Raw genomic sequence first — 16,938 nt, 5'->3', positions numbered from 1 at the left:
CAGCACGGCGCGGAAAGCGCTTTCCAAGCAGTGCCTCCGGAATGTACCCAGCTAATAATGCCGGTACAACCCTCCTTCGGACCGGCTCGGTTCAGTCGTGTCCCGTCACAGCTCCCAGCAGCTCCCGGATGTGCGCTGTCGCCGATGCGAACTCCGGCCGGGCCATCGTGGCCGCGTAGTCCCGTTCGGCGGGCAGGCCGACCTCGACCACCTCCCGCACCAGCGCGGGCCGCCGCGTCAGCACGACCACCCGGTTCGCCAGGTACACCGCCTCGGCGATCGAGTGCGTCACCAGCAGCACCGTCGTGCCGGTCTCGCGCCACACCCGGTGCAGCTCCACGTTCATCTGCTCGCGGGTCAACGCGTCCAGCGCACCGAACGGTTCGTCCATCAGCAGCACGCGCGGCTGGTGCAGCAGAGCGCGGCACAACGCCACGCGCTGCTGCATGCCGCCGGACAGCTCGTGCGGGAGGGCGTTCTCGAAGCCGGTGAGACCGGTCATCTCGATCAGCTCGTCGGCCCGGCGACCGGCCTGCGCCGAACCCATGCCGCGCATCTCGGCCTGCAACAGGATGTTCCTGCGCGCGGACCGCCACTCCAGCAGCGCGGCCCGCTGGAACACGAACCCGATGTCGTGCCGGGGCCCGCGCACCTCCTCCCCCAGCAGCCGCACCGAGCCCGACGACGGCCGCAGCAGCCCCGAGACGAGCTTCAGCAGCGTCGACTTGCCGCAGCCGGACGGGCCGGCGATGGACACGAACTCGCCCGGTGCCACGTCGAGCGAGACCTGGTCGACCGCGGTGGTCTCCGCGCGCTTCGAGCGGAAGCGCACGGACACGGCGTTGATCGCGATGGCGCTCGTGGCGTTCAAGGTGGTGCTCATCCCTTCGGTGCCACGCTTTCCTCCCAGTACGCCGAGGGTTCCGACGCCTTGCCGATGATGCCGGTCTGCTGGAAGGTGTCGATGGTCTTCTTCCAGTCCTCCGCGGTGTTGACGCCCGGAGCCTTGCCCTTCGTGGCGTCGGTGTGCAGCAACGTCAGCGTGGTCTTGAACTGCTCCAGCACGACCGTCGGCGACGGCAGCTGCTCGGCGGCGCCCTTCATCGAGTCGGCGGCGGCCTGCGGGTCCTTCTCCGCGGCGGTCCACGCCTCCTGGGTGGCCTGGACCATCCTGCGCACCAGGTCGGAATCCTTGGCCAGCACCGACTTCGACGTGATCAGGCCGTTGCTGAAGTAGTTCAGGCCGAAGTCGGAGAACCGCAGGTAGGACACGTCCTTGCCGGCCTTCTCCCTGATCGTCGGACCCTGGTCGGAGGCGAACCCGAGCAGCACGTCGGTGCGGCCGGAGATGACCGCGGCCATCTTGCCAGCGGGGTCGATGTTCTGGATGGAGACGTCGGACTCCTGCATGCCGTTCCGCTGGAGGAACGCGGGGAACGTCTTGGTCAGCGCGTCACCGGCGGTCGTCGCGACGGACCTGCCCCTGAGGTCGGCCGGCCCGCTGATGTTCTTCTCCGTGAAGAACTGCACCGAGGCGGGCGTGGTCTGCAGGTACACGCCGATGCTCCTGGCCGGCACGCCGTTCTCGACGGCGGTGGCGAGCGCCGAGGTGTCCGCCCAGCCGAAGTCGGTCTGCCCGGCGCCGGTGGCCTGCACGGTCTTGCCGGATCCCTGGCCCGCCTGGATCTTCAGCTTGATGCCGTGCTTCTCGAAGATCCCCTGCTGGAGCCCGTAGTAGAACGGCGCGTGCTCGCCGTAGGGGTACCAGTTGAGGGTCAGCGTGACCTCCTCCGCGCCACCACCGGCGGCGGAGTCGCCGCCACCGCCGCAGCCGGCCACCAGCAGCACCGCGGGAAGTAGGCCTGCGAGCACTTTCCTCATCGGTCAGCCTTTCGCGAGAAGGGTTGTGGTGACGGTGGAACCGCGCCGGCTGGCGTGCCACGGCAGCACCAGCCTCTCGGCGAGGTCGAGCAGGGCGAACAGCAGCACGCCGACGACCGACATCACGATCAGCCCCGCGAAGAGCATCGGGGTGTCCATGTTGCCGTTGGCCTGCAGGATCACGTAGCCGAGACCCTCGTTGGCGCCGACGAACTCGCCGACCACCGCGCCGGTGACGGCGAGCGTGATCGCGACCTTCAGCCCGGCGAACAGGTGCGGCAGCGCCGCCGGGAAGCGGATCTTCGCGAACGTCTTGAGCGGCCCGCCGCCCATGGTCGCGGCGAGCTCCAGCATCTCGGTGTCGACGGACTTCAGGCCGGTGACCATCGAGATCACCACCGGGAAGAACGCCATCAGCACGGCCACGACCACCTTGGGCCCGAAGCCGAAACCGAGCCACACCACGAACAGCGGCGCGATCGCGATCTTCGGGATGACCTGCGCGAACAGCAGCACCGGGTAGACCGTGTTCTCGACGGTCCGCGAGTACACCATCGCCACGGCGACCAGCACGCCGACGACCGCGGCGATGACGAAGCCGGCGAGCGTCTCCCAGGTCGTGGTCAGCGTGTGCGGCCACAGGTAGGACCACCTGTCGACCAGCACCTCGGCCGTTCTGCCCGGTGAAGGCACGAGGTAGGGCTCGACCAGTTCCGCGGCGGTGACGAGCTGCCAGAGGAGCACGAAGGCCGCGATGAGCGCGACCGGGCGCCAGGCCCGCTCGACCACCCCACCCCGCCTGCGGTCCGCCGAAACCGTGTCCACGAGGCCTCCTAGCTCGGAAAGCGCTTTCCAGTACGCTATGGCCGGTTCGCGGACCGGTCAAGGTGGAGGTTCGACGAAGCTGAGCGACCCGCTGGCCGGACATGGCAGCCGGTCTGGGCGCCGAACGAGCCGGTGGTGCGCGCATCGGCGGCCGGCGTCCTGGCGCAGCAGGCCGGTCTCCCTGTCGTAGCGCGGACACCACACCGGAGACGGTCCATCACGGCGATCCGTTCGCGGTGCAGCTTCTTGAGGAACGTCCTGGCTTCCAGCCGCAGTCGTGCGTCCAAGTTGGACAACGGTTCGTCCGTCAGCAGCACCTCGGCCGACGCCGCCACCGCCCGTGCCGGTGCGGCCCGTTGCCGCCGGCCGCCGGAGCACGGCGGCCACGAGGTCCCGACAGGTGTCTCAGCGCCCTCTCAGCGGGCGGCTGCAAGGCTGCCGCTCGAAGGGGGTAGATCAACTGTGCAACTGCTGCTCGCGGCCGTCCTGGCCGCATCGACCCTGGTGACACCGCAGGTCACCGGCCCGTTCCCGGTGGGCGTGTTCGACGCCCACCTCACCGACACCCGCGCTGATCCGTGGCACCCGGACCAGCGCAGGGAGCTCATGGTCACGGTCACCTACCCGGCCCGCGCGAAGGGCGAGCGGGCGCCGTTCCTGTCCCCCGCCGTCGCCGCAGCGGCCGACCCGGTGCTCTCCAGCCCCGGCTACCTCGACGTCCCGGCGGGCACGGTCGACTGGGCCGGCACGCTGCGGCAGGCCAGGACGCGGGCGCCCGCGCTCCCCGGCCGGTTCCCGGTGGTGCTGTTCTCGCCGGGACTGCAGTCGCCGCGCGAGTTCTACGCGGGTGCCGCGGAGGACCTGGCCAGCCGCGGGTACGTCGTCGTCACGGTCTCGCACACGCACGAGTCGCTGGTCGTCGAGTTCCCGGACGGCCGCCTGGTGCCGAGCGAGGTCGGTGACGCCCGGCCGGAGACCATGAGGAAGGCGATCGACGCACGGGTCGCGGACATGCGGTTCGTGCTCAGCCGGCTGCCCGGCCTGCACCGGGGCGCGGACCTCGGCCGGGTCGGGATCGCCGGGCACTCCTACGGCGGCTACACGGCCGGCGAGACGATGGTGCGCGACCGCAGGTTCGACGCGGGCATCAACATCGACGGCGCCATGGAGCACAGCGGGTCGGGCCCGTACGCGCCGGGCGAGATCGTCACGAGGGGCGTCGACCGGCCGTTCCTGCTCTTCGGCGGTGACCTGCGCGAGCGCGAGCTCTCGCACGTCGACACGAGCCTGACCCGGTCGTGGGCGGACTTCTGGCCGAACCAGCGCGGCTGGAAGCGGGACGTGCACCTCGACGACGGCGCGCACCTCGGGTTCAGCGACCTGCAGTGGGCGGTTCCGCAGGTCGGGGCGGTCACGGCGGAGCGCAGGGCCGACCTGATCGGCACGATCGATCCCCGGGACTCGCTGAAGGCGCAGCGCGACCACGTGGCCGCGTTCTTCGACCTGCACCTGAAACACCGCGCCACCACGCTGTTCGACCGCGTGCGCCACCCGGGAGTCCGCCTCGTGGGCTGACGGCGGCGGTATGGTCTGGTCCAATGGCTGTCGAGTTCGCCGTCCTCGGACCACTGCTGGTCCGCGTCGACGGCAGGGAGCTTCCGCTGGGCGGGTTCACCCGCCGGGCGGTGCTCGGCTTCCTGCTGCTCAACGTCGGCCGGGTCGTGTCGGTCAGCGAGCTGACCGGGGCGCTGTGGCCGGACGACCCCCCGCCGACGGCGCGCGGGATCGTGCTGAACGCCGTGTCGGCGTTGCGCAAGGCGGGCCTGGACCTCGTCACCCGCAAGCCCGGCTACCTGCTGCGCGCGGAACCGGACCGCGTCGACCTGCACCGGTTCCGCGCCCTGCTGGGCGGCGCCGCCACCGCCGCGACACCGGAACGCGCTGCGACGCTGCTGCGCGACGCGCTGGCGCTGTGGCGCGGGCCGGTGCTCGCCGACCTGGTGGCGGACGGCGTCACCTGGCCCGCGCTGGTGGAGATCGCCCAGCTGCGCGAGGTCGCGGTGGAGGACCGGATCGACGCGGAGATCGCGTGCGGGCGGCACCGCGAGGTGGTCGCGGAGCTCGAGGCGCTGGTGCGCGACCACCCGCTGCGGGAACGGGTGCACGGCCTGCTGATGCTGGCCCTCTACCGCTCCGGCCGCCAGGCCGACGCGCTCGCCGTGTTCCGCCGGGCCCGCGACCGGTTCGCCGCGGAGCTCGGCATCGACCCGGGACCCGACCTGGTGGCGCTGGAGCAGGCGGTCCTCACGCAGGACCCGGCGCTCGCGCTGATCCCGGCCCCGGCGCCGGTCGTGCTGGAGCGCAAGAAGGTCAGCGTCCTGGTGACCCGGCTGGAGCTCGGCACCGACGAGGCGGCCGACGAACAGCTGGAGGTCCGCGGCGCCGACGTCCGCGACCTGGTCGAGGCCCTCGGCGGGGTCGTGGTGACGACGCTCGGGTCGACCCTCTGCGCCACCTTCGGCGCACCCGCCGGGAGTGAGGACGACGCGGCACGGGCGGTGCGCGCGGCGTTCGAGGTCGTCGGACGCCACCCCGCGGCCGCTGCCGTGTGCACCGGTCCCGCGCTGGTGACGTCGGGCGACCGGCTGGAGGTCAGCGGCACGTTGCTCGACGCGGGGCTCCGGCTGGTCGCCCTGGCCGCGGCGGGCGAGGTGCGGACCTGTCCCGCCACCGACCGGGCGCTCACCCCCGCGGGCGACGACGCGCCGTTCGTCGGGCGGTCGGCCGAGCTCGCGCGGTTGTGCGAGGCGTTCGACGAGGTGACGCGGACCCGGCGGCCCCGGCTCGTGACGCTGGTCGGCGAACCCGGTGCGGGCAAGTCGCGGCTGGTGCGCGAGTTCACGGCGGGGCGCCCCGCGCTGACCGGCCGCACGCCGCCGGTCAGCCACAACGACCCGCTGGCACCGCTCGCGGAGGTCCTGCGCGCCCACGCCGGCGTCTACGACACCGACTCGGGGGCGGCGGTCACCGCGAAGATCAGGGCGATCAGCTCCGAACCGTGGCTCGTCGCGCAACTGTCGGCGTTGCTCGGTGTCGGCCCGCAGGGCAGCGATGTGCTGATGGCGTGGCGCAGGCTGGTCGAACAGCTCGCGGCCGACCCGCTCGTGGTGGTCGTGGAGGACGCGCACCGGGCCGACGACCTGCTGCTGGACTTCCTGCACGGCCTGGCCGACACCGCCGACGACGTGCCGCTGCTGGTGCTCGTGACGGCCCGGCCGGAGCTGCTGGCCCGCCGCCCGTCCTGGGGCGGCGTCACGACGCTGGCCCCACTGTCCGAAGAGGACACCACGCTGCTGCTGAAGGTGCTGATGACCCGGCACGACGTGACGGCGGACCTGGACGAGCTGCTGCACCGCTCGGCGGGCAACCCGCTGTTCGCCGGGGAGTACGTGCGGATGCTGCGCGACGGCGCCGGGGACGCGTTGCCGGACACGGTGCAGACGGTGATCGGCGCGCGGCTGGACTCGTTGCCGCCGTTGGAGAAGGTCGTGCTGCAGGACGCGGCGGTGCTCGGTGCGACGGTGTGGCCGGGCGCTGTCGCCGCGGTCGCCGAACGCGCTGTAGAGGAGGTCACGCGGTCGCTGGAGGTGTTGCGGCAGCGGGATTTCCTGCACCGGCTGCCGGTCAGCAACGTCGTGGGCGAGGCCGAGTACGCGTTCAGCCACGTGCTGGTGCGCGACGTCGCCTACGACCGGGTGCCGCGCGGGTCCAAGGCGATGAAGCACTACCGCGCCGCGGAGTGGGTGCGCGCACTGCCGCTGGAGCACGTTCCGCTGCTGGCGCACCACTTCCAGGAGGCGGTGTGGCTGGCCGAGGCCTCCGGGCGGCCGTGCGACATCCTCGGCCGGCACGCGCGGGAGGCGTTGACCGAGACCGGTCGCAAGGCGGCGGCGCTCGCGGCCCGCGCCACGGCGACGCGGTGCTTCGAGGCCGCGCTCGCCGTCTGCCCGCCGGGCCACGGCGACCGCGCGGAACTGCTGACGTTGCTGGGAACCAGCCTGTCCGGGGACGGCGCCGGCACGGCGGAGCTCGCCGAGGCGGTCGAGCTGCACGTGGCCGCCGGCGACCTCGCCGGTGCCGCGGACGCGTCCAGGGCGGCGTGGCAGGCGTGCTGGAACCGCGGCGAGCACCGCGAGGCCGTGCGGCACCTGGACCGGGCGCTGGAGCTCCTGGCCGCGGCTGAGCCCGGTGAACGGGTGTGCGCCGTGCTGGCCCAGGCCGCGCACGCGCTCACGCTGGTGGGCCGCACCGACGAGGCGATCACCGCGGCACGGACGGCGTTGACCGGGGCCACCGGCACCGAGCGCGCCATCGCGTGGGAGACGCTGGGGTTGTCGCGGGTGAAGAAGGGGGACGCGGCGGGGATCGACGACATGCGCCAGGCCGTGGCCGAACGGCAGGCGGCCGGTGTCTCCGCGAGCCTGTGCCTGTTCACCATGGGCACCGCGTACGCGATGCTCGGCGATGCGCGCGCACGACGTGCCGTGCGCGCGGAGGCACGGGCGGCGGCGTTGCGCCACGGCGACCGGCACACCCTGGCCTGGCTGGAGTCGTCGCGGTACGTCGAGCTGTTCTGGGACGGCGACCACGAGGCGGCGCTCGCGAACCTCGGCGAGTCGATCGCGGCCGGGCCGACCGAGCCGTTCTACCACGCGATCCGCGCGCGAATCCGGTTGCTGACCGGCGACCTGCCCGGTGCCCGCGCCGACGCCGCCCACGCGCTCGACCTGGCCCGCCGCAAGAACCACCCCGGCGAGCTGCAGCACCCGCTCGTGCTGGCCGCACGGCTCGCGCTGCTCGACGGCCGGCCCGCCGGAAAGTGGGTGGACGAGCTGCTCACCGTGCTGCCCGGCCACCAGATCACCGGGCCCATCGGCGCCGGTCTGCCGCTCGTGCTGGCCGCCACCGGGCACGGGCCGGAAAGCCTCGCCGGGGTCTCGTGGTCGCGGTGGCGCGACGCGGCGGAGGCGTTCCTGCGCGGCGACCGGGCCGCGGCGGTGCGCGAGTACGAGCGGATCGGCTCGGTGCCCGACGTCCGCGAACTGCGATGAGCCGCTGGTTATCGCACGGAAATAGCGTCCGGGTGTGCCCTTCACGCCGCGCTACTACCAGGCCAAGACCCAGTTGGTCGACCTGCTCGCCGAGCTGCCGGACGGCACACCGTTCCCGCCGGAGCGCGAGCTGGCGGAGCTCTACGGCATGTCGCGCACCACGATCCGCAAGGCGCTGGACGAACTGGTGCTGGAGGGCCGGCTCATCCGCAGGGCCGGCCGGCAGGGCACGGAGGTGGCGCCGCGCAGGCCGTTGCACCGGGTGAGCCTCGACGCGCTGGTCAACGACCTGGCGGCGCGCGAGTCGGTGGCGGTGCGCACGATCGGCGCGCAGGACGTGGTCAACGTCGAGGCGGTGCTGGTGCGCGGGGACGAGCCGATCGGGGTGCGGTCGACGTTCCTGCGCGCCTCCCAGTACCCCGGTCTCGCCGAGCGCTACGACCACGAGGTGCCGCTGCGGCGGTTCCTCGCCGACCACTACCGCGTCCGGTTCGGCGACCTGCACCCGTGGTGCACGACCGCTCTCGCGACCCCGCGCGTCGCCGGTCTGCTCGGCGTGCGGCCGGCGACACCGCTGCTGTCGGTCGCGTGGATGGCGCACGACGTCCACGGCCGCGCCGTCGAACGGTCCTGGGTGGTGCTGCGCAGCGACCGGGCGCACCTGACGATGCACCTGCCGCGCACCGACCACGTGGTGCGCAGGTCGACGGCGTGACCCTCGTCAGCGCACGGTCGTGATGTCCGCCCACACCGTCTTGAACTCGGGGAACCGGTTGTGCCCCCACACCTGCGCCAGCCCGTTGACCAGCAACAAACCGCGTTGCCGCCGCCCGAGGAACCCCATCCGCCCCAGCTGCGGGAAGCGGCCGGGCGTGCCGTCCTCGACCTCCACCCGCACGACCTCGCGCTCGGGCAGGGACATGACCCGGACCCGGCGCGGTGGCGCTGCGTGGTGGTAGGCGTTGCTGACGAGCTCGGTGGCCACGACCATCACGTCGACCACCACGTTCTCATGCATCCCCAGAAGGAGGCGACGGACCTGCGCGCGCACGTCGGCGAGCGGCATCATCCCCTCCGGCAGGACGAGGTCCACGTGCTCGCTGGACCGTCCGATGACACCCATCAGCCTCTCCCCGCGCCCTGTTGCTTCAAGGCAGCGGGATCCGTACCCAAAGGCGCGACGATCGAAACCCACCGAACCGAACTCACTTCTCTTCCCTCGGGAGGTCGGCCCACACGACGGTGCCGCCGTGCGCCCTGTCCACACCCCACCGGTCGGACAACCGGGCCACCAGCACCAGGCCGTAGCCCCGCTGCGGCCGGCTGACCTTCCGCAACGGCGGCCGGGCCTGCGCGTCGTGGGTGATCTCGACCCGGATCTTGCCCGGTGAGAGGACGACCCGCAGGAACGACGGCTCGGAGGTGTACCGGTAGGCGTTGCTCACCAGCTCGTTCACGACCAGCAGCACGTCACCGACGCAGTTCTGGTCCTCGCCCATGAGCTCCAGCCGCACCCAGCGCCGAACGGTCGCGAGCGAGGGCCGCTGCCTGCCCAGCGGCAGGTGCGACACGTCGTCCGCTCGTGCTGCCTGGTCGTGCGCCAAACCGCTCCCCAAGGGTCACGTTGATCAGTTCTGCGCGGGTTACCCAAGTGCATCGGCGACCAAACCAGTGACTTGCACCCGATCTTCGAGGGTGCCGCCGGGACCGTTCCCACCACTACTCTGCGCACGTGATCCGTTACCTCATCGCGTTCGTGCTGGTCCTGCTCGCCGCGACGGGCACCGCCGGACCCGCGTCGGCCCACGCCGAACTCAAGAGCAGCACCCCGGCGGCGGGCGCCACGCTCGACGCCGCGCCCAAGCAGGTGGAGCTCGTCTTCAGCGACACCGTGAGCCTGCCGGAGGGCGACGCGGTCGTCATCACCGGACCGGACGGCGCAACGTGGCCGGTCACGCGGGCGGCCGCGGTCGGCAGCACCATCACCGCGACGGTCGACCCGGCCGCGGCGAAGTCCGGGGCGCACACCCTCACGTGGGCGGCGCAGGCCGACGACGGCGACGTCGTCCGGGGCACGGTCGCGTTCACGTTGAACGTCGTCGCGGTCACGACCTCGGCACCGGTCACGACCACCACGTCGGCCGCGGCGGCGTCGACCGCTCCCCCGGCGGCCTCGGCCGAGCAGGGCTCAGACGGGCTGCCCGCCTGGGTGTGGGTCGTGCTCGGGCTGGTCGTGGTGGTCGGCGCGCTCCTGCTGGTCCGCCGCCGCAAGCAGGCGTGAGCGCAGGAGGTCGCGTTCGGCCGGGTGCACGGCCAGGTCGAGCGCGGCCTCCAGCGCGGGACGCGGGTCGGCGCCCAGGCGGCCGAGCAGGTCCGCGCGCACCGCGTGGAACAGGTGGTACCGCTCCAGCCCCAGCTCGTCGACCAGCCGCAGCCCTTCCGCCGGGCCGGCGACCTCGGCGACCGCCACCGCGCGGTTCAGGGCCACCACCGGGCTCGGTGCGAGTGCCATCAGCTGGTCGTAGAGGGCCACGACCTGGGTCCAGTCGGTCGGCGGGTCGCTGTGCACGGCGTTGATGGCGGCCTGGACCTGGTACGGGCCTGGCTGGTTCCGGCGCAGGCACCGGCGCACGAGGTCCTGCCCTTCGGCGACCATGTCCGCGTCCCAGCGGGACCGGTCCTGGTCGGCCAGCAGCACCAGCCTGCCGTCCGCCAGCCTGGCCGCGCGCCGCGACCGGACCAGCAGCATCAACGCGAGCAGGCCCTGCGCCTCCGGCTCGTCCGGCATCAGCGAAGCCAGCACCCGGCAGAGCCGGACCGCCTCGTCGGCCAGCGCTCCTTCGCCGAGGTACCCCTCGGTGAAGACGAGGTAGAGGACGGCGAGCACGGCCGCGAGCCGTTCGGGCAGGTCGGCGTCGCGCGGCACCCGGTAGGGGATGCGGGCGGCGCGGATCTTGCCCTTCGCGCGCACGATCCGCTGCGCCATCGTGGTTTCCGGCACCAGGAACGCCCTGGCGATCTCACCGGTCGACAGCCCGCCGAGCAGCTTCAGCGTCAGCGCCACCCGCGCCGGCAGGGCGAGCGACGGGTGGCAGCAGGTGAAGATCAGCCGCAACCGGTCGTCGGGCACGGCACCCACGTCCTCCACCTCCGGTTCGCGCGGCACCAGCGCCGACTGCTTCTCCCGGCCCTTGGCCTCGCGGCGCAGCCGGTCGACGGCGCGGTTGCGGGCCGTGGTGATGATCCAGCCGGCCGGTGCGGGCGGCACGCCGTCGACCGGCCAGCGCGCGGCGGCCGTCGCGAAGGCGTCCTGCACCGCCTCCTCAGCGAGGTCGAGGTCGCCGAGGAACCGGGTCAGGACGGACACGGCGCGGCCGTACTCCGCGCGGAAGACCTCCTCGATCATCCGGACGCGACGGGCCGCACCTCGACCGCCAGCGGGCTCAGCACGGTGGCGAGCCGGCGCCCCCACTCCAGCGCCTCGTCCAGGTCGGCGGCCCTGATGACGGTGAACCCGCCGATGTGCTCCCTGCCCTCGGCGAACGGCCCGTCGGTCAGCAGCACGTCACCGTCCTTCGCCCGCAGCACGGTCGCGGTCGTCGGCGGGTGCAGGCCGGCGGCGAACACCCACGCCCCGCGCGCCTTCATCTCCTCGTTGAGCGCGCCGAGGTCCCGCATGATCGGCTGGAGCACCTCGGGGGGCGGGACCTCACCGTCGGGCTGGTAGATGCTGAGCAGGTACTGCTGCGTCATGGTGGACTCCTCTCGCCCTCCACACGAACGCGGGCGGCCCGATTCGACAGGGTGAGCCCATGATCCCCGCTCGACGCCCCGGACGGGGTGGTCACGGCGTGAGGGCCGCGACGCGCTCGTCGAGCTGCTCCTCGGTGGGCGCGCCGATGAGGAGCTCGACGGACCCGTCACCGCGGACGAACGCGAAGGTGGGCTGCGCGGTCACCCCGAACCGCTTCCACACCGCCCCGTCGAGGTCGGCGAGGTGCGGGAACCCGTCGAGCCGGTGGCCGGACACGAACTCCTTCATCGCGTCGAGCCGGTCCTCGGCCGCGACACCGACGAACTGCACCTCGTGGTGCTTGCCCGCGACCTTCGCGACGGTCGGCGCCTCGGCGTTGCAGGACGGGCACCACGGCGTCCAGAACCACAGCACCGCGGGGTTCCCGACGAGCTTGTCGCCGCGGAACTCGGCGCCCTCCAGCGTCGTGGCCGTGAACTGGAACTTCTCCGGCGCGGGCGGCGGCTGCGCGCAGCCCGCGAGCACCAGCACCGCGAGCAGGACCCCAAGGACGCGCACGGTCCTCACCTCCTGCCTGGGCCTACGGCCTCGCACCTCCTGCGGTTCAGCGGCAGGCCGCACGGAAAGCGGCGAATGTTGAAACGGACGAACAGCTCAGATGCCGATTGCGGCGATGTCGCGGAGGCAGCCCCGTTCCGGCACCGGGGATAGAGTTGCGAGGTGCCGGTCGAACAGTGGCTCGAAGCCATCCCTCCTCTGCTCGTGTACGCCATCGTGGGCCTCGTGATCGGCTTCGAGTCGCTCGGCATCCCGCTCCCCGGCGAGATCGTGCTGGTCACCGCGTCCCTGCTGGCCTCGCAGCACGACGAGCTGAGCCCCCTGTGGATCGGCGTGTGGGCGAGCGCGGGCGCCATCATCGGCGACAACTTCGGCTACCTCATCGGCCGTCGCGGCGGTCCGCGCCTGTTCGCGTGGATGGGCCGCAAGTTCCCCAAGCACTTCGGCGAGGCACAGCTCACCCACGCCCGCCGCGTGTTCCACAAACGCGGTGCCTGGGCGGTGTTCTTCGGTCGTTTCGTGGCACTGCTGCGCATTCTCGCCGGCCCGCTGGCCGGTTCCATGCACATGCCCTACGGGAAGTTCCTCGTCGCCAACGCCCTCGGCGGCGTCGTCTGGGCCGGCGGCACCACGGCGGCCGTGTACTACCTCGGCGTGGTGGCCGAGAAGTGGCTGAAGGGCTTCTCGTACGCGGGCCTGGCCATTGCCGTGGTGGCCGGCGTGGTGGGCACCGTCGTGATCAAGCGCCGCCTGGCCCGTGCCGCGGAGGAGCCCGCGGAAGAGGTCACCTCCGCCTGAGCCGTCCCCGGACGGCGCTCACCCGGTCTCCGCGTCCGGTTCGACCACGGTGCCCTCCAGGACCTCCGTTCCGTCCTCCCCCTCCGGCCACGCCTCGGGCGCCGGCCCGAAGGCCCGCCGCGCGGCTCGCACGGCCAGTGCGGCGACGGCGGCGTTGGCACCGCCGCCGATCACCGCGCCGATGCCGAACGGCGCCGCCCGGCCGAGCACGATGATCCCCTGCTTCGTGCCGTACTTGGTGACGAAGTTCTTGCCCAGCACCTTGTTGATCCGCAGCAGCGTCGCCGCCGGCACCTTGCCGACGAGCTGGCGCGCCCAGTGCTGACCGGTGCGCTCGGCGACCTTGCCGATCGTCTTCGACCCGGACTCGCCGAGCAGGACCCCCAGCACGAGCGTCCGGCGCCGTTCGACCTCCTCGACGCGCACCCCGTGCACCTCCGCGACGGAGAGCACGAACAGGGCGCTCAGCTCCAACGACGAGAACGCCTCCCCCGCCGACAGCGCGATCGCGACCCCGGTCCCCACGGCGGGAGCGGCGGCGGCACCCCCGACCGCGGCACCGGTTCCGGCGAGGGCGCTGACGTACATCCGTTCCAGGGTGCGGACCACCTCCGCCGGGGTGGCCTCCGGGTTTCGCTGGCGGGCCCTGGCGATGTTCTTGCGCACCAGCGGTGCCTGCAGGCCGATGGCCTTGTCGAGCAGGCCGAGCACCGGGTTGCCCCGCTCGCCGGGGTCGGGAACCGGTCCTTCCGGGACGTCAGCGGACACGCCGAACTCCTTCACCTCGTCACGTTCGCGGGCAGTCTCGCACCGGCGCGGCCGGAACCGGTGCGGCACCGGAGGGCGACCTGCGGGTTCCCGGGAAACTGTCCAGAACCGGCGTCGAACAGGACACGGGCCGGGGTCTCGGCCGGGTTCGCCGGCCGATCCGCACGAACCTGGCGGAGCATCAGCTCGCCGACCTGCAGCCCGCCAGGTGGACCTGGACATCCATCCCTGCCGTTGTCCGGACCTGGTTGGCGGTTTCGGCGCTCTGGGACGGCGGAGCGGCATCGTGGGTGTCGAGGTCGTCGAGCTGTTGTCGGACGCGGTCGGCGTCAGCGTGACGGCCTTGGTCCCGGTACAGCTCCAGTGCCTCCCGCCACACCGTGCGGGCCTGCCCCTACCGGCCGAGGACGGCGTGGGGCTGGCCCACGTGGTCGAGGGTGTTCGCGACCTCGCAGGCGTCGCCGAGGCGGCGGCGCAGGGTGAGGGCGTGGTGGATCTTGGTCGACGGGCCGCCGCGTGACCGGCCGATAGCATGATCATCTGGTTCGGTCTGCCCGCCACACGACCCGCTCGCCCCCTGTGCACGCAGGCGTGCGGCGGCGGGCACCGGCCGTGTGCTGATGGGCGCGCACGATGCTGGAGCCGACCGAGACCTCCCGGTCCAGCTCGTCGACCGCCTCCGCGATCACCCGCACCTTCGACACCGGCATCGTCAGGATGCCGTTGCGCGAGCACCGCCAGAACCGGTTGCACACCGTCTTCCACGGCCCGTACCGCTCCGGCAGATCACGCCACGACACAAGGTCAAAGCACGTCAGAGCAACCAGCTTTGAGGACGGGCCCCGGCACCCGTCCTCCCAGGGACTCCGTTTCGAGGGACCAGGATGTGCGCGCCAGGTGACGAACCGATCGGCGGCCTCCGCCGCGCCGCGGTGTGAGCCGCGCGTCCAGGTCACTCGGGCAGGAGCGCCAACTCCGCTTCGACGCGTTCTCGCATCGACTGGTTGACCGGTCCGTCCAACCGGGCGTGGGCGAACGTCAAGCACCTGCGTGCGCGGTCGACGTCGCCCACGTTGCGCCACGCGACGCCCTCGCTGAGCGCCAGTTCTGCCTCACTCCGGTAGCGGGCCTGGTCGATGCCCGGCTGTGACCGCGCCGCGCGGTAGGACTCCGCCGCCTCTTCCCAGCGGTTCAGCCCGGCGAAGGAGTCACCCGTCAGCGCGAGCAGGTGCGCTTCCATCTTCGACACGAGGCCGTGGTTCGTCTGATCACTGCGATCCCTCGTTTCGACGAGCAACGCGCTGTGCAGCTCCAGAGCCTCCTGGAACTCACCCGCCGCCAGAAGCGACGTGCCGAACGACAGCGTCGCCCACAGGCGCTCCTCGAAGAAACCGAGGTCCTTCGACACGAGGTAGGCCTGTCTGCTGTGTTCGACGGCTTCGGCCGGCCGCCCCAGCGCTGCCGAGGTGAGCCCCAGTGCTGAATGCGACGCCAGGACCATCCTCCGGTGGTCGATCTCCCGGGAGAGAGCCAGTGCTTCGTGGAGCACGTTGAGCGCGCGGTCGCTTTCACCGGCGGACGCGTGCAGCGTCCAGCCCATCAGTGCGAGCATCTCGGCTTCTTTGACGCGGTCCCGGAGCGCTTGCGCCGCCTGGAGTCCGCACTCGAAGATCTTGTTCCAGCCGTACCCGTACTCCCGGCCGGGCATGTAGGTGTGCAACGACCAGACGAAGTCGTACACCTGTTCGTGCCAGCCCAGCTGCACGGCTTCCCTGCACACTTCGGACCACGTCGTGACGTTCTCCTCCAGCCAGTCCTCCGCCTCCCGCTGCGACCGGAACGGACAGTCTTCCGAGATCTCCCGCACGGTCGGGAGGAAGAGCCGGCCGGCGGCGGTGCCCAGGCTGAGGACATGGGCGTACAGCTCGTCGCGGAGCCGGTCTCGCTCCTCCTCCGGTTCCTCGTCGAGCCAGCACTCGTACGCGAACAGCCGGACCAGGTCGTGGAACTGAAGTCGAACGGGATCGCCGATGACGTTGATCAGCGACATCTCGACCAGCGAGTCCAGCACCGCGCCGATCTCGTCCGCCGGTGTGCCGGTCGCGACCGCGGCGAGGTCGTCGTCGAAGTGAGCGCCGGGAATGATGGCGAGACGCCGGAAAGCGGAGCGCTCACCTTCTCCCAGCCACTGGAGCGACGTCGCGAAAGCCGCCCGCACGTGCAGATCGCCCACCGACAACGAGTTCAGCCTCTTCCGCTGGTCCCGCATCTGTCCGACCAGGTAGGCGATCGACGAGAACCGCCGGGTGGCCAGTCGGTTGCCCACGATCCGCACGGCCAGCGGCAGGTTCCCGCAGAGGGAGACGAGCTCATCCGCTGCCTCCGGTTCGGATCGGACCACGTCATCGCCCACGATCGACGCGAGCAGGTCCACCGCGTTCGCCGTGGTCAGCATGTCGATCGGCAGCCGGTGCGCCGACTCCAGGCCCGCCAGGGCACGACGGCAGGTCACGATGGTCAAACTGTGCTCGCCGCTGGCCAGCAACGGCTTGACCTGAGCTTCGTCCATCGCGTTGTCCAGGATCAGCAGCACGCTTCGATCCCGCAACAAGGTGTGGAAGAGCGAGCTGCGCTCGCCTTGCGTCGGGGGTATGCGGCCCGGCGGCACCCCCAGCGACGTCAGCACGCGTTCAAGAGCGACGCTGGAGCTCATCGGCTGGTTGCCGACGCCACGCAGGTCCAGGGCAAGGGTGCCGTCCGAGAACCGGGACATCAGGTAGTCCGCGGCCGCGACCGCCAACGTGGTCTTGCCCACGCCCGGCGGGCCGGCGATCACCACGACGCCGCCCGCATCGGCCATCGTGGACAGGCTGCGGAGCTCGTCCTCTCTGCCCACCACGTTCGGCGTGACGGGCAACGCGTACAGCATCGCCCTGTTCTCCCCGTGCGCGGAGCGACGGCGCTTCTGCGTCGCCAGCACCACGAAGGACACCCGCTCGTCACCGGTCAGTCCGAGGGCGTCCGCCAGCAGTTCGGTCGAACGCTCCTGCGCGGCGGCCGCCCTTCCGTGCTCCAGGTCCCTCAGTGCCCGAACGCTCATGCCCGAAGCCAGGGCCAGCGCCGCTTGCGACAGTCCGGCTGCCGTCCGGTGGCGCAGGAGCGTCTGACCGAAGGTGGATTTCGACTGCGGACCGTGCGGTTCGCTCATGCGTGACAGTGCACCCCCGACCTCCGCCGGTGGCA

The 16,938-nt window shown here is 72.0% G+C and carries 17 protein-coding genes and 1 pseudogene; 6 read left to right on the top strand and 12 right to left on the bottom strand.

Annotation, left to right across the window (positions count from 1 at the left end):
• Window positions 1–91: 91 nt before the first annotated feature.
• From AB0A63_RS09430 to AB0A63_RS09415, 4 genes and pseudogenes are all read right to left on the bottom strand, one after another.
• Complete coding sequence (locus AB0A63_RS09430) at window positions 92–883, bottom strand: ABC transporter ATP-binding protein (RefSeq protein WP_360387504.1); 792 nt, start codon at window positions 881–883, stop codon at window positions 92–94.
• A complete protein-coding gene (locus AB0A63_RS09425) occupies window positions 880–1,881 on the bottom strand; it encodes an ABC transporter substrate-binding protein (RefSeq protein ID WP_360387501.1) in 1,002 nt (333 codons plus the stop codon). The genes AB0A63_RS09430 and AB0A63_RS09425 overlap by 4 nt, the downstream gene beginning before the upstream one ends.
• A 3-nt stretch (window positions 1,882–1,884) precedes the next feature.
• Entirely contained in the window at window positions 1,885–2,706 is an 822-nt protein-coding gene (locus AB0A63_RS09420) for an ABC transporter permease (protein ID WP_360387498.1), read from the bottom strand.
• Between the two features lie 230 nt (window positions 2,707–2,936).
• Window positions 2,937–3,080 (bottom strand): annotated as a pseudogene (locus tag AB0A63_RS09415) (ABC transporter ATP-binding protein); the annotation flags it as partial.
• An 88-nt stretch (window positions 3,081–3,168) separates the two neighbouring features.
• Between AB0A63_RS09415 and AB0A63_RS09410 the strand changes: the two are divergent.
• From AB0A63_RS09410 to AB0A63_RS09400, 3 genes are read left to right on the top strand one after another with little or no spacing between them, the layout of a single operon-like run.
• A complete protein-coding gene (locus AB0A63_RS09410; protein ID WP_360387496.1) occupies window positions 3,169–4,281 on the top strand; it encodes a prolyl oligopeptidase family serine peptidase in 1,113 nt (370 codons plus the stop codon).
• 23 nt (window positions 4,282–4,304) lie between these two features.
• On the top strand, window positions 4,305–7,817 hold the full coding sequence (locus AB0A63_RS09405) for a BTAD domain-containing putative transcriptional regulator (RefSeq protein WP_360387494.1): 3,513 nt from the start codon (window positions 4,305–4,307) through the stop codon (window positions 7,815–7,817).
• A 34-nt stretch (window positions 7,818–7,851) separates the two neighbouring features.
• The gene (locus AB0A63_RS09400; protein ID WP_360387491.1) at window positions 7,852–8,532 is read left to right on the top strand and encodes a GntR family transcriptional regulator; all 681 of its coding nucleotides are present in this window, start codon (window positions 7,852–7,854) and stop codon (window positions 8,530–8,532) included.
• Between the two features lie 6 nt (window positions 8,533–8,538).
• Here the strand turns inward: AB0A63_RS09400 and AB0A63_RS09395 are convergent, their stop codons facing one another.
• The gene (locus AB0A63_RS09395) at window positions 8,539–8,940 is read right to left on the bottom strand and encodes an ATP-binding protein (RefSeq protein ID WP_360387488.1); all 402 of its coding nucleotides are present in this window, start codon (window positions 8,938–8,940) and stop codon (window positions 8,539–8,541) included.
• A gap of 82 nt (window positions 8,941–9,022) precedes the next feature.
• Window positions 9,023–9,433 carry an ATP-binding protein gene (locus AB0A63_RS09390; RefSeq protein WP_360387485.1) on the bottom strand — a complete coding sequence of 137 codons (411 nt, stop codon included), beginning with the start codon at window positions 9,431–9,433 and terminating at the stop codon, window positions 9,023–9,025.
• Between the two features lie 116 nt (window positions 9,434–9,549).
• Here AB0A63_RS09390 and AB0A63_RS09385 point away from each other — a divergent pair, with 116 nt between their 5' ends.
• Complete coding sequence (locus AB0A63_RS09385) at window positions 9,550–10,098, top strand: copper resistance CopC family protein (RefSeq protein ID WP_360387482.1); 549 nt, start codon at window positions 9,550–9,552, stop codon at window positions 10,096–10,098.
• Here AB0A63_RS09385 and AB0A63_RS09380 read toward each other — a convergent pair.
• The 3 genes from AB0A63_RS09380 to AB0A63_RS09370 form a co-directional block, all read right to left on the bottom strand.
• A complete protein-coding gene (locus AB0A63_RS09380; RefSeq protein WP_360387479.1) occupies window positions 10,006–11,223 on the bottom strand; it encodes a DUF6596 domain-containing protein in 1,218 nt (405 codons plus the stop codon). The genes AB0A63_RS09385 and AB0A63_RS09380 overlap by 93 nt on opposite strands.
• On the bottom strand, window positions 11,220–11,570 hold the full coding sequence (locus tag AB0A63_RS09375; RefSeq protein WP_360387477.1) for a YciI family protein: 351 nt from the start codon (window positions 11,568–11,570) through the stop codon (window positions 11,220–11,222). The genes AB0A63_RS09380 and AB0A63_RS09375 overlap by 4 nt, the downstream gene beginning before the upstream one ends.
• Window positions 11,571–11,661: 91 nt before the next feature.
• Window positions 11,662–12,129 (bottom strand): redoxin domain-containing protein, encoded by a 468-nt coding sequence (locus AB0A63_RS09370; RefSeq protein WP_360387474.1) that lies wholly within the window; start codon window positions 12,127–12,129, stop codon window positions 11,662–11,664.
• A gap of 162 nt (window positions 12,130–12,291) precedes the next feature.
• Between AB0A63_RS09370 and AB0A63_RS09365 the strand changes: the two genes are divergently transcribed.
• The gene (locus tag AB0A63_RS09365; protein ID WP_360387471.1) at window positions 12,292–12,927 is read left to right on the top strand and encodes a DedA family protein; all 636 of its coding nucleotides are present in this window, start codon (window positions 12,292–12,294) and stop codon (window positions 12,925–12,927) included.
• A gap of 18 nt (window positions 12,928–12,945) precedes the next feature.
• Here the strand turns inward: AB0A63_RS09365 and AB0A63_RS09360 are convergent, their stop codons facing one another.
• On the bottom strand, window positions 12,946–13,695 hold the full coding sequence (locus AB0A63_RS09360; protein WP_360387468.1) for a hypothetical protein: 750 nt from the start codon (window positions 13,693–13,695) through the stop codon (window positions 12,946–12,948).
• A 208-nt stretch (window positions 13,696–13,903) separates the two neighbouring features.
• Here AB0A63_RS09360 and AB0A63_RS09355 point away from each other — a divergent pair, with 208 nt between their 5' ends.
• Window positions 13,904–14,215: a hypothetical protein gene (locus AB0A63_RS09355; RefSeq protein ID WP_360387465.1), complete on the top strand. Its 312-nt coding sequence runs from the start codon at window positions 13,904–13,906 to the stop codon at window positions 14,213–14,215.
• 16 nt (window positions 14,216–14,231) lie between these two features.
• Here the strand turns inward: AB0A63_RS09355 and AB0A63_RS09350 are convergent, their stop codons facing one another.
• Both AB0A63_RS09350 and AB0A63_RS09345 read right to left on the bottom strand, forming a co-directional pair.
• Window positions 14,232–14,495: a hypothetical protein gene (locus tag AB0A63_RS09350; RefSeq protein WP_360387463.1), complete on the bottom strand. Its 264-nt coding sequence runs from the start codon at window positions 14,493–14,495 to the stop codon at window positions 14,232–14,234.
• Window positions 14,496–14,647: 152 nt separating this feature from the next.
• A complete protein-coding gene (locus tag AB0A63_RS09345) occupies window positions 14,648–16,903 on the bottom strand; it encodes an NB-ARC domain-containing protein (protein WP_360387461.1) in 2,256 nt (751 codons plus the stop codon).
• Between the last annotated feature and the right edge of the window lie 35 nt (window positions 16,904–16,938).

The sequence above is a fragment of the Lentzea sp. NPDC042327 genome, from assembly GCF_040647275.1.
In the GTDB taxonomy this organism is placed as follows: Bacteria; Actinomycetota; Actinomycetes; order Mycobacteriales; family Pseudonocardiaceae; genus Lentzea.
Note: the sequence above shows the minus strand (reverse complement) of the source record. Positions and strands in the feature narration are given on the sequence as shown.